This window comes from Burkholderia pyrrocinia, from assembly GCF_003330765.1.
Lineage (GTDB): Bacteria > Pseudomonadota > Gammaproteobacteria > Burkholderiales > Burkholderiaceae > Burkholderia > Burkholderia pyrrocinia_B.
Window position 1 is genome coordinate 2,665,041 of the sequence record NZ_CP024903.1, and the last position, 21,382, is coordinate 2,686,422.

At 68.0% G+C, this 21,382-nt stretch carries 21 protein-coding genes; 2 read left to right on the forward strand and 19 right to left on the reverse strand.

Annotated elements, in window-relative coordinates:
- Window positions 1–53 precede the first annotated feature (53 nt).
- The 13 genes from CUJ89_RS29740 to CUJ89_RS29805 all read right to left on the reverse strand — a co-directional run bounded on the left by CUJ89_RS29740 (window position 54) and on the right by CUJ89_RS29805 (window position 13,232).
- Window positions 54–2,054, reverse strand: a complete 2,001-nt coding sequence (locus CUJ89_RS29740; protein ID WP_114180849.1) for a family 2A encapsulin nanocompartment cargo protein cysteine desulfurase — start codon at window positions 2,052–2,054, stop codon at window positions 54–56.
- Complete coding sequence (locus CUJ89_RS29745; protein ID WP_114180850.1) at window positions 2,029–2,961, reverse strand: family 2A encapsulin nanocompartment shell protein; 933 nt, start codon at window positions 2,959–2,961, stop codon at window positions 2,029–2,031. Before CUJ89_RS29745 ends, CUJ89_RS29740 begins: the two co-directional genes overlap by 26 nt.
- Before the next feature lie 131 nt (window positions 2,962–3,092).
- Complete coding sequence (locus tag CUJ89_RS29750; protein ID WP_114180851.1) at window positions 3,093–3,314, reverse strand: helix-turn-helix domain-containing protein; 222 nt, start codon at window positions 3,312–3,314, stop codon at window positions 3,093–3,095.
- 8 nt (window positions 3,315–3,322) lie between these two features.
- Window positions 3,323–4,270: a serine O-acetyltransferase EpsC gene (gene epsC / locus CUJ89_RS29755; RefSeq protein WP_114180852.1), complete on the reverse strand. Its 948-nt coding sequence runs from the start codon at window positions 4,268–4,270 to the stop codon at window positions 3,323–3,325.
- Window positions 4,271–4,298: 28 nt separating this feature from the next.
- Window positions 4,299–4,769 (reverse strand): rhodanese-like domain-containing protein, encoded by a 471-nt coding sequence (locus CUJ89_RS29760; protein WP_114180853.1) that lies wholly within the window; start codon window positions 4,767–4,769, stop codon window positions 4,299–4,301.
- A 393-nt stretch (window positions 4,770–5,162) separates the two neighbouring features.
- Window positions 5,163–6,563 carry an amidase family protein gene (locus CUJ89_RS29765; RefSeq protein WP_114180854.1) on the reverse strand — a complete coding sequence of 467 codons (1,401 nt, stop codon included), beginning with the start codon at window positions 6,561–6,563 and terminating at the stop codon, window positions 5,163–5,165.
- Between the two features lie 74 nt (window positions 6,564–6,637).
- Window positions 6,638–7,429 (reverse strand): alpha/beta fold hydrolase, encoded by a 792-nt coding sequence (locus CUJ89_RS29770; protein ID WP_114181627.1) that lies wholly within the window; start codon window positions 7,427–7,429, stop codon window positions 6,638–6,640.
- An 84-nt stretch (window positions 7,430–7,513) separates the two neighbouring features.
- Window positions 7,514–7,861, reverse strand: a complete 348-nt coding sequence (locus CUJ89_RS29775; RefSeq protein ID WP_114180855.1) for a DUF4148 domain-containing protein — start codon at window positions 7,859–7,861, stop codon at window positions 7,514–7,516.
- 296 nt (window positions 7,862–8,157) lie between these two features.
- Window positions 8,158–8,694: a cytochrome P460 family protein gene (locus tag CUJ89_RS29780; RefSeq protein ID WP_114180856.1), complete on the reverse strand. Its 537-nt coding sequence runs from the start codon at window positions 8,692–8,694 to the stop codon at window positions 8,158–8,160.
- Complete coding sequence (locus CUJ89_RS29785) at window positions 8,694–9,737, reverse strand: alpha/beta fold hydrolase (RefSeq protein ID WP_114180857.1); 1,044 nt, start codon at window positions 9,735–9,737, stop codon at window positions 8,694–8,696. Before CUJ89_RS29785 ends, CUJ89_RS29780 begins: the two co-directional genes overlap by 1 nt.
- 258 nt (window positions 9,738–9,995) lie before the next feature.
- Window positions 9,996–11,375, reverse strand: coding sequence for a tripartite tricarboxylate transporter permease (locus tag CUJ89_RS29795; RefSeq protein WP_114180858.1), 1,380 nt, complete (start codon window positions 11,373–11,375; stop codon window positions 9,996–9,998).
- On the reverse strand, window positions 11,375–11,872 hold the full coding sequence (locus tag CUJ89_RS29800; protein WP_114180859.1) for a hypothetical protein: 498 nt from the start codon (window positions 11,870–11,872) through the stop codon (window positions 11,375–11,377). Before CUJ89_RS29800 ends, CUJ89_RS29795 begins: the two co-directional genes overlap by 1 nt.
- 73 nt (window positions 11,873–11,945) lie before the next feature.
- Complete coding sequence (locus tag CUJ89_RS29805) at window positions 11,946–13,232, reverse strand: hydroxymethylglutaryl-CoA reductase, degradative (RefSeq protein WP_114180860.1); 1,287 nt, start codon at window positions 13,230–13,232, stop codon at window positions 11,946–11,948.
- Between the two features lie 162 nt (window positions 13,233–13,394).
- Between CUJ89_RS29805 and CUJ89_RS29810 the strand changes: the two genes are divergently transcribed.
- Entirely contained in the window at window positions 13,395–14,780 is a 1,386-nt protein-coding gene (locus tag CUJ89_RS29810; protein WP_114180861.1) for a PLP-dependent aminotransferase family protein, read from the forward strand.
- Between the two features lie 53 nt (window positions 14,781–14,833).
- Here CUJ89_RS29810 and CUJ89_RS29815 read toward each other — a convergent pair whose 3' ends face one another.
- Together CUJ89_RS29815 and CUJ89_RS29825 are read right to left on the reverse strand one after the other, a co-directional pair.
- Window positions 14,834–16,111, reverse strand: a complete 1,278-nt coding sequence (locus tag CUJ89_RS29815; protein ID WP_114180862.1) for an epoxide hydrolase family protein — start codon at window positions 16,109–16,111, stop codon at window positions 14,834–14,836.
- A gap of 199 nt (window positions 16,112–16,310) precedes the next feature.
- A complete protein-coding gene (locus CUJ89_RS29825) occupies window positions 16,311–17,015 on the reverse strand; it encodes an SDR family oxidoreductase (protein ID WP_114181628.1) in 705 nt (234 codons plus the stop codon).
- Between the two features lie 134 nt (window positions 17,016–17,149).
- On the opposite strand from CUJ89_RS29825, the gene gcvA reads away from it, so the two are divergent.
- Window positions 17,150–18,043, forward strand: coding sequence for a transcriptional regulator GcvA (gcvA, locus tag CUJ89_RS29830; protein ID WP_114180864.1), 894 nt, complete (start codon window positions 17,150–17,152; stop codon window positions 18,041–18,043).
- Window positions 18,044–18,049: 6 nt separating this feature from the next.
- On the opposite strand, the gene CUJ89_RS29835 is transcribed toward gcvA, so the two are convergent.
- The 4 genes from CUJ89_RS29835 to CUJ89_RS29850 form a co-directional block, all read right to left on the reverse strand.
- Window positions 18,050–18,646: a pyridoxamine 5'-phosphate oxidase family protein gene (locus tag CUJ89_RS29835; protein WP_114180865.1), complete on the reverse strand. Its 597-nt coding sequence runs from the start codon at window positions 18,644–18,646 to the stop codon at window positions 18,050–18,052.
- A gap of 95 nt (window positions 18,647–18,741) precedes the next feature.
- Window positions 18,742–18,933: a hypothetical protein gene (locus CUJ89_RS29840; protein WP_114180866.1), complete on the reverse strand. Its 192-nt coding sequence runs from the start codon at window positions 18,931–18,933 to the stop codon at window positions 18,742–18,744.
- Window positions 18,934–18,945: 12 nt separating this feature from the next.
- Window positions 18,946–20,145, reverse strand: coding sequence for a PLP-dependent aminotransferase family protein (locus CUJ89_RS29845; RefSeq protein ID WP_114180867.1), 1,200 nt, complete (start codon window positions 20,143–20,145; stop codon window positions 18,946–18,948).
- 190 nt (window positions 20,146–20,335) lie between these two features.
- A complete protein-coding gene (locus tag CUJ89_RS29850) occupies window positions 20,336–21,304 on the reverse strand; it encodes a hypothetical protein (RefSeq protein WP_114180868.1) in 969 nt (322 codons plus the stop codon).
- Between the last annotated feature and the right edge of the window lie 78 nt (window positions 21,305–21,382).

Here is a 21,382-nt window from a genome sequence, read left to right on the forward strand (position 1 = left end):
ATGACAGGAAATCGCTGGCGGCGCCCCGCAAGGGCCGCCACCAGCGAGCGACGTCAGCGCCGTGTCGCGAGACGCCGCACGACACGGACGAGCGCATCGACCTCGTCGCACGTGTTGTAGAACGCGAGCGACGGCCGCACCGTCGCCTCGAGCCCGAAGCGACGCAGGATCGGCTGCGCGCAGTGATGCCCCGAGCGCACCGCGATGCCCTCCTCGTTCAGCGCCTGCCCGACTTCCTCGGTCTCATAGCCCTTCAGCACGAACGACAGCACGCTCGCCTTGTCGCGCGCGGTGCCGACCAGCCGCACGCCCGGTACCGGCGCGAGCACGCTCGTCGCATACGCGAGCAGGTCGTGCTCGTAGCGCGCGATGTTCTCGATGCCGACGCGACTCACGTAGTCGAGCGCGGCACCGAGCCCCACCGCGTCCGCGATGTTGCCGGTGCCGGCCTCGAAGCGGTTCGGCGGCGGCTGGAACACCGTGCGCTCGAACGTCACGTCCGCGATCATGTTGCCGCCGCCTTGCCACGGCGGCATGTCGTCGAGGATCGCGCGCTTGCCGTACACGATGCCGATCCCGGTCGGCCCGTAGATCTTGTGCCCGGAGAACACGAAGAAATCCGCATCGAGCGCCTGCACGTCGACGTGCATGTGCGAGATCGACTGCGCACCGTCGACGAGCGCCTTCGCGCCCGCGCGATGCGCGAGTTCGACGATCTCCTTCACCGGCACGACCGTGCCGAGCGCGTTCGACACCTGCGTGACGGACACGATCTTCGTGCGGTCGTTGAGCAGCTTCCGGTATTCGTCGAGCAGCACCTGCCCCGAATCGTCGACCGGAATCACGCGCAGCGTCGCGCCCTTCTGCGCGGCGAGCTGCTGCCACGGCACGATGTTCGCGTGATGCTCGAGATGCGACACGACGATCTCGTCGCCTTCGCCGACGTTCTGCACGCCCCACGTCTTCGCGATCAGGTTGATCGCCTCGGTCGTGCCGCGCACGAACACGATCTCGTCGGGCGACGACGCGCCGATGAAACGCCGCACGGTGTCCCGCGCATGCTCGTATGCATCCGTCGCGCGACCGGCCAGCGCATGCGCGGCACGATGGATGTTCGAGTTCTCGTGAGCGTAGAAATACGCGAGGCGGTCGATCACGGCCTGCGGCTTGTGCGTCGTCGCCGCATTGTCGAACCAGACCAACGGCTTGCCGTTCACGCGCTCCTGCAGGATCGGGAAATCGCGGCGGATCGCGTTCACGTCGAACGGCGGGTGCGCGCCGCGATGCAGCTGACCTTGCGGCTCGGCGGCGCGCGCATCGTCGACGAAATAACGCGGCACATCGGCGCCCGATGCGCGCGAGACCGGCACGTCGCGATGCACGGCGAGCAGTTCGCGCAGCGCATCGTCGCCCGGCAGCCCGAACGCTTCCGGTGACGCAAGGCCGTTCGACGGCACCACGATGTCCTGCGGCGTGGCCTGCCAGCCCTGCAGCGAACCGTCGGTGAAGTAGTATGGCGACGCCTTCGCCGCGCTTTCCGGTGCCGCCGCATTCACCGGCGGCACGCCGAGCGCCGCGCCGCCGATGCGCGGCTCGAGCGCGGGCGCGATCGACACGACAGTGTCGGGCAGCCCGTTCTGCGCAGCCACATGCGGCGCGAGCGCGGGCACGCGATTGCCGAGCGACAACACGTGCGTCGGCGCGGACGGCGCGAGGTTCGTGCCGGCCGCCTTGCCCTGCGGCAGCGCGAGGCCCGGCACGCCGGTGCCCGTGCCGCCCGGCCCCGCGAGCGGCGAGCCGGCCGGTGCCGGGTTGCTCACCGACGCAAGGATCGGCGCGGCGGCCGGCAACGCCGACGGCACGCCGCCGACCGCGCCGCTGCCCGCCGACAGCCCGGGCGCGGTGGCCTGCCCGGGCGGTGTCGAGAAGAACTCGGACGCGAGCCGAGCCAGCGTCGCGGGGTCGGGCAACCCGGCCGGCAGCGGCGCGTGCGGCAGCGCGAGCGCGTCGCCGCCAGCCAGGCCGGGATTAACGGTAGGTGTCGGGATAGTCATGGAACTTGGCGATTTCGACGTCATCGAGGACAGCCAGCGCATCCGGCGAATGGACCGCGAGCGAGCAATACAGCGAGATCAGGTACGACGCGATCGCCTGGTTGTTGATCCCCATGAAGCGCACCGACAGGCCCGGCCCCTGCTCGCCCGCGACGCCCGGCTGATAGAGGCCGACGACGCCCTGCCGCTTGTCGCCGACGCGCAGCAGCAGGATCTTGGTCTTGCCGTCCGCGACCGGCACCTTGTCCGACGGGATCAACGGAATGCCGCGCCACGTGAGGAACTGCGAGCCGAACAGGCTGACGGTCGGCGGCGGCACGCCGCGCCGCGTGCATTCGCGGCCGAACGCGGCGATCGCGAGCGGGTGCGTGAGGAAGAACGCGGGCTCCTTCCACACCTTCGTCAGCAGTTCGTCGAGATCGTCCGGCGTCGGCGCGCCCGTCAGCGGGAAGATCCGCTGTTCGTCGCTCACGTTCGCCAGCAGCCCGTAGTCGGGATTGTTGATCAGCTGGCTTTCCTGCAGTTCCTTGATCGTCTCGATCGTCAGGCGCAGCTGTTCCTTGATCTGGTCATGAGGACTGCTGTAAAGATCGGAGATCCGCGTATGCACGTCGAGCACCGTGCTCACCGCGTTCAGGAAGTATTCGCGCGGCTGTTCCTCGTACGGCACGAAGGTCTGCGGCAGCACGCTTTCGTCCTCGAGCTGCGTGCACGCGGCGCGCACGGCTTCCGGGTTCTTCACCTGATTCAGGCGATAGATGCCGGCCTCGACCGGCACCCATTGCAGCAGATGGGTCAGCCAGCGCGGCGTGATCGTGGAAAGCTGGGGGACGGTCTTGGTAGCGTTCGCTAGTTGGCGGGCGGCGTGATCGCTCAGCGCGGCCGTGCCGCTTGCAACGGTCGACATGTGTGGCTCCGGGTTCTTAAGATGAAAAACGGGATTGCTTATGACGCTCGGTGATTATCGGAAGCACGCACCTGCCGGCTCAACATGCTATAGCCGTCATGTCGTGCAACCGAAACGGAAACGGCGCAACCTCAGGTGACGTACGCGCCGGGCAGCAGCGTCGAGATCGACACGTCGAACGCGCGCGCGATCTTGTCGGCCGTGACGATCGACACGATCGCCTCGCCGCGCTCGATCTCGCCGACATACGAGCGGTTCAGCCCCGCATGCTCGGCGAGCTGCTCCTGCGACCACGTGCGCGCTTCGCGCAGCTTGCGCACGTTGGCGCCGAAGTGATGGATGAGGTCGCTCATGACGCGCCCTATGCGACCGACGCCGCCGCGCGCGGCGCGGCGTTCGCTTCGCTGCGCAGCACGGCCTGCGTGACGTTCGCGCCGGCCGGCACGTCCTGCGTGAGCCACACGTTGCCGCCGATCACCGCACCGCGCCCGATCGTCACGCGGCCGAGGATCGTTGCGCCCGCATAGATCACCACGTCGTCCTCGACGATCGGATGGCGCGCGAGCCCTTTCTCCAGATGGCCGGCCGCATCGCGCGGAAAGCGCTTCGCGCCGAGCGTGACGGCCTGGTACACGCGCACGCGCTCGCCGATGATCGCCGTCTCGCCGATCACGACGCCCGTGCCGTGGTCGATGAAGAAGCCCGCGCCGATGCGCGCGCCCGGATGAATGTCGATGCCCGTTTCCGCATGCGCCTGCTCAGCGATGATCCGCGCAAGCAGCGGCAGGCCGAGCCGGTACAGCTCGTGCGCGAGCCGGTGGTGGATCATCGCGAGGATGCCCGGGTAGCACAGCAGCACCTCGTCGACACTGCCGGCCGCCGGATCGCCATGGAACGCGGCCAGCACGTCGCTGTCGAGCAGCCGGCGAATCTCGGGCAGCCGCGCGGCAAACGCCTGCACCGCCGTCGCGGCCACTGTGTCGACTTCGCCGATTGTGTCGATCGGCCCGTCGGCGTTGCGCTGGCGCGCCGCATAGCGCAGCTCGAGCGTCACCTGCGCGAGCAGCGCGTTCAGCGCCGCGTCGAGCGCATGGGCCACATGGAAGTTCTCGCTCTCCTGGCGCAGGTCGGGCGGCCCGAGCCGCATCGGGAACAGCACGCCCTTCAGCGCGCCGATGATCTGCGCGAGCGCCTCGCGCGCGGGCAGGTCGCGCCCGCCCGGTTCGAGCGAGCGCCGCTGCTTCTCGCGCCACGCGCGGCGCACGGTCTGCAGCGACTGAACGATGTCGTCGATTTCGAATGCGGCCATGATGACTTCTCCCCGTATCGGCCGTGACTCAGTCCTGCGCCCACGGCAGGCCGCGAAAGCGCCAGCCGTTGCGGCCGCCACGATGCTGCCCCTCGTCGAGGTCGCCCTCGAACCCTTCGAGCACGTTGAACACCCGTGTGAAGCCGCCCTTCGTTGCGGCCTCGGCCGCCTGCGCGGACCGGTTGCCGCTGCGGCACAGCAGCAGCACCACGGCATCCTTGCCGGTCTTCGCTTCCAGTTCGCGCACGAAACGCGGGTTGCGCGTCAGGCTCGTGCCGGTCGCCCACGGCACATGCAGCGACGCCGGCACGTGGCCGACGAATTTCCGTTCTTCCGCGGTGCGCACGTCCACCAGCAGCGCGTCGCCGGCCGAGAACAGCGCCCACGCGGCTTCGGGCGCGACGCCGCCCGCGTAGGGTGTGCCGGCCGAGGCGGCCGCCGCGCGGGCGTCTACGAGCGCCTGCTGCGCAGCGGTTCGTTCTTCCAATGCAACCGTCATGACACTTCCTTGTTTTCGCAGATTCGTATGATCAAAAACACCGGGAATGCGGCTGTTGCAGCTTGCGTGCTGTCTATAGCCGTCAGCGCCACTATGCGAGTGCGACCGGGGAAGCAGAACCAATAAAAATTCATTTCCTAATCAGCGCCGTGCGAAATGCAATAGCAGACGCGCGCTATCGGCGCGGGTCCGCTCGCGTGCGGGAAATGCGGGACGATGACCGTTCGATGTCATGCATCGAAGGGCTTTGAAAGGAATGGCGGGAGACGATCAACGCGGCGTGCGGCGCGTTGTCATGGAATCCGAAATGGAGGGTATGCGCCTGCGCGGATGGCGCGAGGCATCGGCTAAACGCCTTTAGGCATCCAGCCGATGCCCTCATTCGTCAATTCATCACAGCACCGGATCGACCGGCGCAACCGGCACGCCGCGCGCCTCGATGTCGCGCCCCGCGAGCAGGCACAGATCCTCGCGATGATGCGCGGCAACCACCTGCACGCCTACCGGCACGCCGTTCACGAGCGCCGTCGTCACGGCCAGCCCCGGCAGCCCCATCGCGGGCAGCGCGCGCAATGTGAGCTGCGCTTCCCACACGCGCTCGAAGCCGTCCGGCCCCTGCCGGTCGAGATCGTCGGGGAACGGCAGTTCCGCCGACACGGGCAGCAGCAGCACCGCATACCCGTCGAGAAACAGCCGCCACTGCCGTGTCAGCGTGGTACGCCGGACCAGCGCGCGGCCGATCACGTCGGCCGGGAGGCCGCGCACCTTGCCGCGCACGGCGGCGATCACCGCCGCCGCGCCCGGGTCGCCGTCGCTGGCAACCGCGTCCGCCAAAGCATCGAACCCGTCGCCGAGCCAAAGCTGTTCCTGCAGCAGCGCAGCTTCGCGCATCGGCGGCGTATCGTCGATCTCGTCGACGGTCCAACCCGCATCGACGAGCCGGCGTGCGGCATCGCGCAACGCGGCCTCGACTTCGGGCACGACCTGCAATCCGCCCGGACGCACGCACAACGCCGCGCGCCTCGGCATCGCGCGCCCTTCGATCGGCGCCTGCACGTACCACGGATCGCGCGGGTCGGGCGCGGCGATCGCCTGCAGCGCAAGCGCGAGATCGTCGATCGTGCGCGCGATCGGCCCCGTCGTCGACATCAGTTGCGCACCGATCGGACGCTCGGGCGACGACGCGTTGAATGCCGGCACGCGACCGAGCGACGGCCGGATCCCGTGCACGCCGCATGCATACGCCGGGTAACGGACCGAACCGCCGATATCGGTGCCGAGCGCAAGCGGGCCGATCCCGGCAGCCACGGCGGCGGCCGCGCCGCCGCTCGATCCGCCCGGCGTGAGCGACGGGTTGCGCGGATTGCGCGTGTGGCCGTGCACGAGATTCGACGTGAACCAGCGCAACGCGAACGTCGGCGAATTGGTGCGGCCGAGCAGGATCGCGCCGGCCTTTCTCAGGTTGCCGACCGACGGGCTGTCGGTGCGCGCGATCAGGTTCCCCTGCAGACGCGTGCCGTTGGTCGTCGCGAAATCCGCCTGATCGATGTTGATTTTCACGGTCACTGGCACACCCGCGAGCGGCCCTGGATCGTCGCCGCGCGCGATCGCGCGATCGACTTCATCGGCCTGCCGCCGCACGTCGTCGGGCCGGTGTTCGATCACCGCGTTGATCGCCGGATTCACCGCGTCGAGACGATCGAGCACGGCGTCCGCCACTTCGCGCGCGGACACTTCACGTTGCCGCACGCGTTTCGCAAGTTCGGTTGCCGACAGTTGCCAGAGTTGCGTCATGACTTCTCCTTGGGAAAGGACATCACAATCACGCGCGGCGCCGCCCTTCAACGAAGGCGCGATACCGCGTTCACTCACTGCGTATCCTGCTTCGCGCGTTCCGCGGCCGCGATGATCGCGTCGGCCACAGCCTTCGGCTGGCTCAGCATCGCGACATGGCTGCCGTTCACGCGCGTGACCGTCGCACCGATCCGCTTCGCCATCGCTTCCTGCAGCTTCGGATCGATCATCCGGTCCTGCGTCGCGACCACGAATGACGACGGCTTCGCATGCCACGCGGCCTGCGCGACCTTCTCCGAGATGCAACCGCCATACCACGGCCCCTGGGTCGCCGCAACGATGCGCTGCTGCGCGGGCGGCAGGTCCGGCGCGAAATCCTGCGCGATCGCCTTGTCCGACAGCCGCGCGAAACCACCCGCATCCTTGCGCAATTCACCGGCCCATGCGGGCGCCGGCAGCCCCTGCGTGACGTCGGCGATCGACTGACCGTTGTCAGGCGCGAACGCGGCGACGTAGACGAGCGACTTCACCTTGTCGTCGTTGCCGGCGTCGCTGATCACGACGCCGGCCCACGAATGGCCGACCAGCACGACCGGCCCTTTCTGCTCGTCGATCGTGCGCTTCGTTGCAGCCGCATCGTCGGCGAGCGAGCTCAGCGGATTCTGCACCGACACGACGTGCAGCCCGCGCGCCTCGAGCAGCGGAATCACGCGGTTCCAGCTCGACCCGTCGGCGAACGCGCCGTGCACGAGCACGACATTCGTGCCCTTCAGGTCGTCCTGCGGCGCAGCCTGCGCCGCGACCGCACCGAACAGTCCGCCGATCACCGCGGCGGATACCAGAACCCGTTTCATCTTACCGGCCATCGTCATGCTCCATTCTCTGTCGTGTTGTTCAATTGAAGTGCTGCTGGGGTGGCCGCGCCTGCATGCAGCAGGCGCGGCAACGGATCACGAATGCGCGTACAGGTCGTCGACGGCGTTGCGGGCAGCACGCGACTGCGCGGCGTCACGATGACCGGCCGGCGTCGACGCATCGGCCACGTTGTCGCCTTGCGACTTCGACGGGCCGTTCTGGTCCGAACGTGCGACCTGCTCGGCAGCCGCAACGGCGTTCTGTGCGGCGGCGATGTCGTCCGGGTAATGCGCTTCGCTGCCGGCCGCGTTGTAGCCGGCCTTCTCGAGACGGATGAGGTCCGCGCGCACTTCAGCACGCGTGAGGCTGTGACCGGTATCGGCGAACGACAACGCGGGGATGGCGGCGAGGACGGCAACAACGAGGATTCGGGCGGTTTTCATGAGGGTTCTCCTTGAACGAAGTTGAGGTGTCGATCACTTGGCATCCGGTGTGAACGTCTGACACCGAACGTTTTCTGCATGTCGACAGTAGAACCCGCCCACGTATCCGGCATGTTTCCGGAACAGGGGCTTTGTGCATGCCAGTTTTTCCGGAACGGCCGCAGATACAGTACGATACAAACCCGCATGCCGCGTCGTTCACCGCCGTGCCGATGTGCTCCCCCGACGCACGCAACACAAAAAAGGCGCGCCTCGCGCGGCACGCCTTTCCGTCAAACCCGTCTTTTCATGTCACGTCACGGCGCGAGCCGCGTGAACACGTAGTCATGGTTCTTCACACGCGCCTGGTGACACGCAAAGCACGTCTGATGCTGGCCGATATCGGCCGGCACGCCGTTGATGAAGCGTCCGAACCCCCAGCCGCCCGTCGATGCATAGCGGCGCGAGTCCTTCACCATCACCTGCACGGTCGTCGCCTGGCCAGGCACCGTCGCCGGCGCGAACTCGTCGGACTGCTTGCGCTTGTACGCGAGCTTCACGAGGATCGTGCCGTCTGGAAACGGCAGCGTCGCCTGTTCGAGCGCGCGGATCGCGACGGGGTTGCCGAGCACCACGCGCAGCTCGTCGAGCGGCGCGGCCTCTTCGGCCGGCGCGACCATTTCCCATTTCCGGTAGCCGGGCGGGATCGTCACGCCGTAGATCGGCGACGCGGCGGCTTTCGGCTGCTCCGCGAATGCGGCCGGGCCGCTCGCCGACAGCGCGCCGGCCAGCAGCGCGCCCGCGACGAGCGCGCGGCCCATGCCGCGACGCAGGATGCCTGCGCCTGCCCGCATCACAGATGCTCCACTTGCAGGATCGCGTCGGCGAACGCCTGCGGCGCTTCCTGCGGCAGGTTGTGGCCGATGCCGCCGGTGATCGTCCGGTGCTGGTACTTGCCCGTGAACCGCTTCGCATACGCGGCCGGTTCCGGATGCGGCGCGCCGTTCGCGTCGCCTTCCATCGTGATCGTCGGCACCGTAATCGCCGGCCCGGCGGCGAGACGCCGCTCGATGTCGTCGTATTGCGCCTCGCCCTTGACGAGCCCGAGGCGCCAGCGATAGTTGTGGATCACGACGGCCACATGATCGGGGTTCTGGAACGACGCGGCCGAGCGCGCATAGGTCTCGTCGGAGAACTGCCACTTCGGCGACGCAAGTTGCCAGATCAGTTTGTTGAACGCATCGCGGTTCGCCGCGTAGCCGAGTGCGCCGCGCTCGGTCGTGAAATAGAACTGATACCACCACTGGAATTCGGCCTGTGGCGGCAGCGGCTTGCGGTTCGCCTCCTGGCTGCCGATCAGGTAGCCGCTCACCGACACCAGCGCCTTCACGCGCTGCGGCCACAGCGCCGCGATGATGTCGGCCGTGCGCGCGCCCCAGTCGTAGCCGCCGAACACCGCGCGGTCGATCTTCAGCGCATCCATCAGCGCGACGACGTCGACGGCCGTCACGGCCTGCTGGCCATTGCGCACCGTGTCGGCAGAGCGGAACGTCGTCGATCCGTAGCCGCGCAGGTACGGCACGATCACGCGATAGCCGGCCGCGACGAGCAGCGGCGCGACTTCGGCATAGCTGTAGATGTCGTACGGCCAGCCGTGCAGCAGGAACACGACGGGGCCCTTCTTCGGCCCGAGGTCCGCATACCCGACGTTGAGCACGCCCGCGTCGATCTGGTGGATCGTGCCCAGCGACGCAACGCCGGCCGGGCGCTTCGCAGCCGGTGCATCGGGCGCCGACTGCGCGCGCGCCAGGTTGCCGAACCCGAGGTCGGCGAGGCTCAGGCCCGCCAGCGTCGTGCCCAGGATCAGGCGGCGGCGGGTGTTCACGGTATCAGGCATGACTCGTTCTCCATTGTCGATCGCTTAGGAAGGGGCCCGCGGCACGTGCGGGCGCTCCAGTATCGCCGTTCGCAGCGGCGGCGCATGGCACCGCGCCGCCGTGTGAAACGCTTCACCGGTTTTATATCCGAACCATCCGGATGCTTTGTATCCCAACGTATCCGCGCGCACACACGACACACGGCGATTCAAAAATCGCGCGCGACACGACGCTTTCGGGCAGCCGCGCGGCACACGCGGCCCCCGTGCGCCGGCGCGTCAGAACAGCCTGGCGATCGCGGGCACGCTGAGCACCGCGACGTAGTAGCCCATGAACTGCACGCCTGTGTTGAACGCAAACAGGCGCGACAGCATCCCGCCGAACAGGCCGACCGTCACGATCACGGCAAGCCCCAGCAGTTGCCCTTCCCATACGCCGATCACGACGATCAGCCCCGCGAAGGTCGCGATGATCGCTTCGTGGCTCAGCTTCTTCGCGACGAACGATGCCGCGCGGTGCGCGTGGTGCATCGCGAGCGGATACGCGATCAACGCGGCCAGCAGGATCGACAGCAGCCCGTAGCCGAGGAACTCGGGCCAGCTCATCAGCGTGTGGAGGTTGTGGATCTGCCCGCTCGCCGCATCGACCGTGAAGCGCGGCGGCGCATTGAACAGCGGCGCGGCCGGGCCGGCCGCCACCGGGCTCAGCGGCAGCCCGAACGCGATCAGCGGAATCAGCGCTTCGGCGATATAGGTCGCTTCGGTCACGCCGTTGCGCGCAGCGATCACGGTCGTCAGGCGCTGGTACGCATGACGCACGCGCGCGCCGACGATCTCGCCCATCAGCACGGTCATCGCGACCGGGCTGAACACGAACGTCGCGCTCGACACGGCGGCCGTCCCGACCGTCCATGCGACCTGCTCGCGGTCGAGCACCTTCAGCGGATTCGGGAAGTAGCCGCGCCAGCTCTTCACGTCGGGTGCGAGCACGAACGTCGACGGTCCGTCGCGGCGCATGCGCCGCCGCTCGGCCGGCGACAGGATCGAGAACAGGTCGGCGACCAGCGGCCCGATCGCGATCCCGAGGAAGTAGCTGACGCTCAGCTTCACGCCGTAATGGCCCGTCAGCGCCTGCAGCCCGACCACCAGCATCACGAACGGCACCAGCAGCAACACCGATGCCCAGCGCCCCGCCGAGAAATACGCAATGCCGACGGCCGCCGCGAGGAACACCCACGGCGCGGCCTTCGCGATCGCCGCGCCGAACGGCGCGAGCAGCGACGCGAACAGCACGGCGAGCGGCAGCGCGACGAATGCGGCGACGATCGCGCCGGAGATCATCTTGCGCAACGCGATGTGCGGCACGCCGAGCGCGCGCAGCAGCGTTGCCTGCTGCAGCAGCGGCGCGGCCATCGTGTCGCCGGGAATGCCGAGCAGCGCGGTCGGGATCGAATGCGTGATGTGCTTGGCCACCGCGCCCGCGAGGAAGAACGTGAACACGCCGGCGGGCGGCACGCCGAGCAGCGCGACGAGCAGCGTGAGCGGCGCGATCGTGGTCGTTTCGTCGGTGCCCGAGATCAGCCCGATGCCGGAGAACACGATCGCGCCGAGCAGCCCCATCGCGAACGCGGCCGGAAACGCATGCAGCAGCGCGTCCATCAGCGGCCTCCCGCGCGTGCGCGATCGGGCGACGCATCGTATGACGCGAACAGGTCGAGCAAGCCGAGCTCCTCCATCTCCGCGCGCGCACTGGCCGACAGGTCGCTCGGCGACCCGAGCCCGCCCGACGCCTCGGCAAGCTGCCTGAGCGCTTCGTCGCGCTCGGGGCCGCCTGCCGCATGTTCGATCACCGTGCGCTTCGGCTTGAACAGCACCGCGCAGATCGTGCCGGCCAGCAGGCAGCCGCCGAGGCCGATCAGCATCGCGTAAGCCCGCGCGATCGCCGCGTCGTGCACGAACGACGCGAGTGCGAGCCGGCCGATCTCGAACGCGCCGAGGCTGATCGAGATGCCGAGCAGGACCGACCACGCCAGATGCTTCGTGGCCACCGTGTCGCCCCATACCTCGACGAGCGTCGCGGTCGATGCATCGGCGCCGGCGAACGGCCGGACGCACTGCGGAGCGGGTGCGACGGCGCTTGAACCGGTCTGTTCCATGTGTCTCCTCCTTGATTGATATGTCGCCGGCCACTCCGGCGCAGCACGCCACGCACGGCGCGCGTACCACGCGTCAGCCGCCGCTGCGGCCCGCGAGCAGCGCGACCGCGAAGTCGGCCCGCACGTCTTGCGCCGCGACCATCTGCTGCGCGATCCGGTCGACGTCCGCGCCGGTCGCGCCGGCCGCGACGGCGATGTTCCGAGCATGCAGCGCCATGTGGCCGCGCTGGATGCCTTCGGTCGCGAGCGCGCGCAGCGCACCGAGATTCTGCGCAAGCCCGACCGCGACCGCAATTTCACCGAGTTCCTGCGCGGATGTCACGTTCATGATCTTCAGCGCAAGACGCGCGAGCGGATGCGTCTTCGTTGCGCCGCCGACGAGCCCCACCGGCATCGGCATTTCGATCGTGCCGACCAGGTCACCGTTGGCGGCCCTCTCCCACGTCGTCAGCGACGTATAGCGCCCGCTGCGGCTCGCATACGCGTGCGCGCCGGCTTCGACCGCGCGCCAGTCGTTGCCGGTCGCGACCACGACCGGATCGATGCCGTTCATGATGCCCTTGTTGTGTGTCGCCGCGCGGTACGGGTCGGTCGCCGCGAACACGTACGCGTCGATCACGCGATCGATCACGGCGTCACCCGGATACTCGTCGGTCGCGAGCGTATCGGCCGCGTACCGTACCTCTGCACGGGCGAGGCGCAGATCCGCGAGGTTGGACAGTATCCGCAACCGTACCTGGCCCCCGGTGATCGCTTCAATGCGCGTCGCGACGGCTTCGGCCATCGTGTTGACCGTGTTTGCGCCCATCGCGTCGCGCACGTCGACGATCAGGTGCGCGACCACCATCGCGCCGCGCGGCGTATCGGGGAACACGTGGACCTCGATGTCGCGGCAGCCGCCGCCGAGGCCGACGAGCATCTTGTCGCGGCTGTTCGCGAGCGCGATCAGTTCGGCCGCGTGCCGCAGGATCGCGAGCCGCGCGCCGTACGGATCGCCCACGCCGATCACCTGCACCTGCGCGCGCATCAGCGGCCCGCTGCTCGACGTGCGGAAGCCGCCGGCTGCGCGGGAAAGCTTCGCCATATACGATGCGGCCGCAACGATCGACGGCTCCTCGACGGCCATCGGCACGATCACGTCACGGCCATTGATCCGGAAGTAACCGGCAACCGCCATCGGCAGTTCGAACGTGCCGATCACGTTCTCGATCATCCCGTTCGCCGTGTCCAGAGGCAGCGCGCCGGGCGCGGCGAGCAGCGCGTGCTCGGCATCGTCGAGCCCGACGGTACGGGACAGGTGGGACAGGCGTTGCCCGGGCGTGAGCGAGCGGAAGTTCGGCAAGGCGGAATCGATGGGCATGATGTCGTTCTGTTTCGGGGTGGCGGGGCTGTCTGGCGGTGCTTGCGGCGGGCAGCGGATAGCCGAATAATAGCCACACTGTACCCATTGAAAAGGTACAGACAGACCAGACACTCCATCCTCCGTACCCATGACAGTGGACCGGCCCGACGGAACATAGCGATGAAACAGCGTGCAAAAGCCAGCCTGTCTGGCGCCATGGCGGACAATCTCGCCAGACAGATCGAGGAAGGCGTGTTGCCGGCCGGCGCGAAGCTGCCTTCCATCAGGGAATACGCCGAGGCGTCCGGCTGTTCGAAGAACACCGTGATCAGCGCGTTCGAGCTGCTCGCGGCCGACGGCCTGATCGAGCCGCGCCGCGGCTCGGGGTTCTTCGTCACGCGGCGGGCGGCAGCCGCACCCGAGATCGACGAGCCGAGTTCGCTCGACCGCGCGATGGACATCGTGTGGCTGATGCGCGAGCAGCTTCACGTGAAGCCCGACGTGCTCAATCTCGGCGAAGGTTTTCCGCCGATCGAATGGCTCGAGGAAACGCGGCTGAACCAGTACCAGCAGCGCATCATGCGCACGAGCGCCGCGTCGCTGTTCCGCTACGGCAGCCGTTTCGGCTACCTGCCGCTGCGCCAGTCGCTGCAGCAGAAGCTCGCCGGCTACGAGATCGAGGCGCCGCCCGCGCAGATCGTGCTCACCCACGGCGCGAACCAGGCGATGGACCTCGTGCTGCGCTACTTCGTGCGCCCCGGCGACACCGTGCTCGTCGACGATCCCGGCTACTACCCGCTGTTCGGCAAGCTCAAGCTGAGCGGTGCGAACATCGTCGGCGTGCCGCGCGAGATCGACGGCCCCGACGTCGCGAAGCTGGCCGAGCACATCGCCGCATACCGGCCGAAGCTGTTCTTCACGCAATCGGTCGGCCACAACCCGACCGCAACCGATACGAGCGCCGCCAAGGCGCACCGCATCCTGCAGCTCGCCGACGCACACGACCTGATCATCGTCGAGGACGATGCGCTGGCCGACCTGCGGCCGCGCTCGCTCACGCGCATCTCGACGCTCGACCAGTTGCGCCGGACCATCTATATCGGCAGCTTTTCGAAATCGGTGTCGGCCGCGCTGCGGGTCGGCTTTCTCGCGTGCAACGCGGCGCTTGCCAGCGATCTCGCCGACGTGAAGATGCTGACCCACGTCAGCAGCTCCGAATACTGCGAACGCACGCTCGACGCAATCGTCAGCGACGGCCACTTCCTCAGGCATACGAATCATCTTCAGGAGAAGCTGCGGCGCGCGACCGGCACCGCGCTCGATGCGCTCGAGCGTCTCGGCGCGGAAGTCTACCGGCCGTGCGAGCAGAACCTGTATCTGTGGGCCGCGCTGCCCGGCTGGCCGGATTCGATGCAGCTCGCGCAAGCGCTGCTGGAGCGCGGCGTGATCCTCGCGCCGGGCGCCGTGTTCTCGCCGCAGGCCGATCGCCCGTCTGCGTATTGCCGGTTCAACGTCGCGTATCTGGCGGACAAGCGTTTCGCACAGGCGTTGCACGCGATCGCATAGAAACGAACGCGGGCCGCACAACAGCCGGCCCGCATTCGCCGATCAAGCCATGCTTATGCGCGACGCAGCGGCCGGAACCCGGCACGCACCTCGCGGGCGAACAGCTCCGGCTCCTCCCATGCCGCGAAGTGCCCGCCCTTGTCGACTTCGTTGAAGTAGATCAGGTTGCGATAGCTGCGCTCGGCCCAGCTGCGCGGCGCCTGGTAGATCTCGCCGGGAAACACCGTGATCGCGGCCGGCAGCGAGATGTCCACCGCGTTGAAGTTGTTCGAGTGATCCTCCCAGTAGATCTGCGCGGCGGACGTCGCGGTGTTCGTCAGCCAGTACAGCGAGATGTCGTCGAGAATCTCGTCGAGCGGAATCGAACGTTCGGGCACGCCGCCGCTGTAGGTCCACTGCGAAATCTTGTCATACATCCAGGCGGCCTGACCGGACGGCGAATCGGCGAGCGCATAGCCGACCGTCTGAGGGCGCGTGACCATCATCGCCGAGTAGCCGCAGTTGTCGCGATAGAACGTCGCGAGCTTGTCGTACGCGGCCTTCTCCTTCGGCGACAGCGAAGCCGGCGCGGGCGAATCGGTCGCGAGCAGCGCCGCGATATCCGGGGGCACCGTCGCCGGCATGTTCACGTGAATCCCGGCCAGCCCCTGCACGCGCTGCATCGCCATCCGGTGCGAGATCACCGAGCCGCAGTCGCCGCCCTGCGACACGAAGCGCGTATAACCGAGCCGCGCCATCAGCTCGCCCCACGCGCGCGCGATGTGGTCGGAACCCCAGCCCGTCCTGGTCGGCCGGCCCGAGAAACCGAAACCCGGCAACGACGGCACGACGACATGAAACGCGTCGTCGGCACTCGCGCCGTGCGCGGTCGGATCGGTCAGCGGGCCGATCGCCTTCAGCAGCTCGAAGATCGAACCGGGCCAGCCGTGCGTCATGATCATCGGCATCGCGTTCGCGTGCCGCGACCGCACGTGGATGAAATGAATGTCGAGCCCGTCGATTTCCGTGATGAACATCGGGAAACCGTTCAGGCGCGCCTCGCCCTTGCGCCAGTCGTAGTCGGTGCCCCAGTAGCGCAGCAGCGCCTGCATGCGTGCGAGCCGCACGCCCTGCGATTCGTCGGCGACGGTTTCGCGGCCCGGCCAGCGCGTCGCGGCAATGCGGCTGCGCAGGTCGGCCAGTGCGTCATCGGGAATATGCGCGGTGAACGGGCGTATGCCGCTGCCGCCGGTCGCGGCATGCAGCGCGGTGGGCAGCATCGCGGATACCCCGGCGGCCACGGAAGTGGCCAGCAGGTGGCGACGCAGCGGGGAAAACGGTGTGGAAGACATCGTTCGGCATCTCCTTTCGTGAAGTGGAAAGTGAACATGCCGCGCGCCAGATCGCGCCGTGGCTTTCAATCCGGCGCGCCCCGGTCACGCGGCGTCGCCCATTTGAAAGGTCTGATGTATCCGGGATTTGTCTGATTTGTACGCGTTTGTAGCCGCTGCGCAGCGAGCGGCCCGCATGGCCCGCTCGCCGGTACGACACTCAGAGCGCCTTGACGATCGCGCCGTCGACGCGAATGTTCTGCCCGGTGATGTAGCCCGCGCCGTCGGACAGCAGGAACGCGACCGTCTTCGCAATCTCGCCGGTCTTGCCGAAGCGGCCGGCCGGAATGCGCGCGACGATCTCCGGCGTTTCCGGCCAGCTGTCGATGAAGCCCGGCAGCACCGCGTTCATCCGGATGTTCTCGGCCGCATAGCGTTCCGCGTAAAGACGCGTCCACGCGCTCAGCGCCGCGCGCAGCGCCGACGACACGGGCATCGGCTGCTCGGGCGCGTCCGCCGCGAAGCTCGAGATGTTGACCACCGCGCCGCCGCCCTGCTGCTGGAAGATCGGCGTCACGCGGCGCATCACGCGCACCACGTTCAGCAGGATCAGGTCGAGCCCCGCGTGCCAGCTTTCGTCGGCGATCGACAGCAGCTCGCCCTTCGGCGGATGCCCGGTGTTGTTGACCACCGCGTCGATGCGACCGTAGCGCGCGACCGTCTCCTGCACGAGCCGGTCGATATCGGCGTCTTCCGTCACCGAGCCCTGGATGCCGAACCCGCCGAGTTCCTCGCCAAGCGCCACCGCGCTGCCCGACGGCGACATCAGCGCGACGCGATAGCCCGTCGCCGCCAGTTCGCGCGCGATCGCCGCGCCCATGCCCTTGCCCGCCGCCGTGATCAACGCCACTTTTTCTACAGTCACGATCTGCTCCTCGTTCGAATCCTGCCGCTGCGCAGCCGCCATTCGGCGCGCCATGGTGGTACTGTAGGCGCATCATTTACGACTGTCGAACCAGTATTTCTGCCTCCAGCCAATAGTATTTCTATAGCCTAACGATGCCGCCTCGCCCTTCCCGCCTGCCGCCGCTGAATGCACTTCGTGCGTTCGAAGTGTCCGCGCGGCACCTCAATTTCCGCGCCGCGGCCGACGAGATCGGCGTGACGCAAGGCGCCGTCGCGCAGCAGGTGCGCCACCTCGAGGATGTGCTCGGCCTGAAGTTGTTCGAGCGCCTGCCGCGCGGCCTCGCGCTGACGCACGACGGCGCCGCGTACTTCTCCGACGTGCAGCGTGCGCTGCACGCGATCGCCGACGCGACCGACCGGCTCGTGAAGCGGCGCGCCGCGCTGACGATCAGCACGACGCCGTCGTTCGCGTCGAAGTGGCTGATCCCGCGGCTCGCGCTGTTCACCGACGCGCATCCCGACTACGACGTGCGCGTGATCGCCGACCAGCAGCTCGCGACGTTCCGCCACGACGGCGTCGATCTCGCGATCCGCTACGGCAAGCCGCCGTTCGGCAAGCATCTCGCCGCGCATGCGCTGTTCCCGTTCGATGTGTGCGCCGTGTGCAGCCCCGCGCTGCCGGCCGCGCCCGCTTCGCCGCGCGCGCTCGCGGGCCATGTGCTGCTGCACGACGCGCACGACCTGTGGCCCGCGTTCCTCGCAGCGATGCCCGAGCCCGTCGACATCGATCCGCACAAGGGGCTGCGTTTCAACCAGACGTCGCTCGCGATCGATGCGGCCGTCGCCGGCCAGGGCATCGCGCTCGCGACCTATCCGCTCGTCGAGCGCGACATCGCCGCCGGGCGACTGTGCAAGCCGTTCGATTTCGCGTTTCCGCTGTCGGTGGGGTTCTATCTCGTGTATCCGGCCGAACGGCGCGACGACGATGCGGTCGCCGTGATGCGCGACTGGATGATCGGCCAGGCGGCGGCGGACGGGCAGCCCTGAGCGGCCTCAGGGGGCGATCCAGCGGCCGTCGTAGCCGCTTTCGTTCAGGTCGAATACCGCGCGGCGATGGCCGGCGCGCGCGAGTTCGAGCCAGTCGATGCGCGCGACGGTCACGTGAAGCAGGCAGAAGTTTTCGTAGCCGTCGGCGGCGGGCGCGGTGCTTTGGCTCGCCACGACATGGGCTGCTTCGGGTGACTCGACCGGCGTGCCGGGCGGCAACGGTGCGCGATACAGCAGCAGCGTATGCGGACGGCTCGATTGCCAGATCGCGCGCCGTTGCGCTTCGTCGTCGCAGATCGATGCAACGCCTTCCGCGCGAATCTGCACGAGCGCATCGAGATCATTCGCGACGATGGCAATGCGCGGATCGCGGCGCAACTCCGCGACCTTCTCCGAGCGCGCATCGGTATGAAACGACAGCACGCGATCGGCGCGGCTCACCTGGCGCAACACGATCGTACGAACCTTCGGTGCGCCGTCGAGGCCGAGCGTTGCCGCCTGCAGCATCGTGAACGGCGAGCGCTGCACGCTGACGCCGGATTCGAGGCAGGACCAGACGCGGTCGTAGGTTTCCTTGAGCGATCCTTGGACGGTGTCGGACATGAGGAAGCAGCGATCGCACGTGTTTCGGTCGCGCAAGCTTACCCGTTTGCTGCGGCGACGGCACCCGTGCGGTGCGCCGGCCGCCGCCGTGCAACTCAGTTGTAGCCGAGCACGACCGACGCCGCATCGCCGGCATCGGTCGTCGGCTCCGCGCCGAACCGGCCAAGCACGTCGGCAACATACTGCGGCCCCGCGCTGATCTGCGACGATCGATGCGCAACCGGCCGGTTATCGGCAGCGCCCGGCGCTGCGCCTATCGATGCGGTGTCGTTGACGGTGATATTCACGTTGATGTCTCCTCACGCGGCCAGCGCCGCACCACACGCGCGCACGAGGCGCGCCACGCCTTCCCGGATCGCGTCGACGTCCGGCGCGGCAAACGACAGGCGCAGCGATGCCGCGTCGACGTTGTCCGCGAAGAACGCCTTGCCGGGCACGAACACGATCTTGTTCGCGATCGCCTGTTGCAGCAGCACGTCCGACGACACCGCGCCGATCCGCGCCCACACGAACATCCCGCCTTCGGGACGATGGAACGTGATCGCATCGCCGAAGCCGTCGCGCAGCGCGTCGCACATCGCATCGCATTTGCGCCGGTAGGCCGCCGTGATGCGCGGCAGATGGCGTTCGAGCGCGCCGTCGGCCAGATATTCGGCGGCGGTTGCCTGCATCCACGGCGCGCTGCACAGATCGACCGTCTGCTTCGCGATCACGCAGCGCCGCGCGATCTCGGCCGGCGCGATCGTCCAGCCCACGCGCAGCCCCGGCGCGACGATCTTCGACAGGCTCGCGAAATGCACGATCCAGTCCCGCGCGCCCGCCACCTCGCCGGCCAGCGCGAGCATCGACGGCACGGCTTCGCCCGCGAAGCGCAGGTCGCCGTACGGATCGTCCTCGATGATCAGGAAACGATATTGCACCGCGAGACGCAGCAGCTTCAGCCGGCGCTCGCGCGTCAGCGTCGCGCCGGTCGGGTTCGCGAAAGTCGGAACCGTATAGAGGAGCTTCGGCTGCGCGATCTCGCCCGATGCAAGCCGGGCTGCGAGACGATCGACGTCGAGGCCTTCGCCATCGACAGGGATCGTCACGATGCGCGCCTGCTGCAGGCGCATCGCCTGCAGCGTCGCCGGATAGGCCGGCTGTTCGGTCAGCACGACGTCGCCGGGCGACACCATCACGCGCAGCAGCAGGTCGAGGCCCTGCTGCGAACCGGTCGTGACGAGCAGTTCGGCCGGCGTGCACGCGACGCCGCGACGCGCCATCAGCGCGATCAGTTGCTGCTTCAGTTCGGCGAGGCCGTCGGTCGGGCCGTATTGCAGGCAGCGCACGGGTTGGGCGTATGCGCGTTCGGCGGCCGTGTTCAAACCGTCGACGTCGAACAGGTCGCTGGCCGGATAGCCGCCCGCGAAGGAAATCATGCCCGGTTCGGAGAGGTACTTGAACAGCTCGCGGATCGGCGAGCCGGCGGGGTTCTGGAATGAGGGAGTGAACGCGTACATGTCGTCGTGAGCTGGATGGCGCGGACGGCCGGGATAGCCGCCTGGTGCCGGCCACCGGGGCGCTTCTGACGCCGCGGCGGTCAATTCGAGCCACGATTGTCGATAGTCATTAAGGCCGCGGCAAACGATATCTATGCACTAGGTCTTGCGGTTTGGTCATTAAATGGGGGCAATGGGTGCGTCGGGAAGCTCAGCGCCCCGTACCGGCGGGTTCGACAGGGGGCGGCTTGGTCGGCCGGGTTGCGAGCGCGCGCGTGAGGTCGTCCGACACATAGTGCGGACCATCGAACAGATAGACCGAATAGCCCCGATAAGCCAATAGCTGCTTGCTCAACTCTTCGGCGCTGGCCGAACGGAATCCGCCATGCTCGGCCGGCCGGAAGGCCTCGGCGATGACCCGCACGCGCCGTTTGCCCAAGCGTGAAGCCAGCTCGTCGAGGTAGGTGCGCGCGACGGATGGCTCGCGGGCATAGACACCGCAGCCGTCCTGGAAGAACACCCCGACGTCCGGGGGCAGCCACGCTGCGAGCCAGTCCGCCAGCGTCTTTCCGCCGATATTGGTCTGGTCGTAGACGCTCACCCAAAGCGGACGAGGCAGTCGCTGCAGGATCTCGGCAAGCTTGGGCGCCTCCTGCCAGGTCGGATCGATTTCGACCGGGAAGTAGTAGCCGGTAACGTGCAGCGGAAGTGGCACGCGCGCCACCTCCGCGGACTGGTCCGCGAGCGTCGACAGATGGGTGCGCGCACGTTTTTCGTCCTGGTAGCCGGCCAGTCCCAGGATGACGTTTCTGGCCCACGGCTCACGACCGATGCGCGCCCAGTCGGGAAGGTGTGCCGCGGTACGGATGCGGGCGTTGGCAACGTACGCGGTATCGTCGACGACGGTCCACTGGATCAACAGATCGTGTACGCCGAGCATCTGCCAGTTTCCGACGGGATTCGTCGTCGTGTTGTCCACCTGCCAGACGATTCCGTCGGCGTGAACGTCGTGCGCCGTCCAGCTGCAGGCGGCCACGACGAGCGATGCGCCGATTGCCGCGAGCGTCGCCGTCCGGGGCGAACGCGGCACGCCTGAGCGCTGGCGCGGTTTGCCTGCCAGTCGAAACCGCCCCATGCGTTGTTGAATCTTGCTCACGGCCGGGATGGCGGACGTGGTCATCGCTGGCTCCACGGAAGCACTCTCGCGCGTCATCGTAGCCGATCAAACGCAAACATGCGACCCGCATTTCCGATGCGG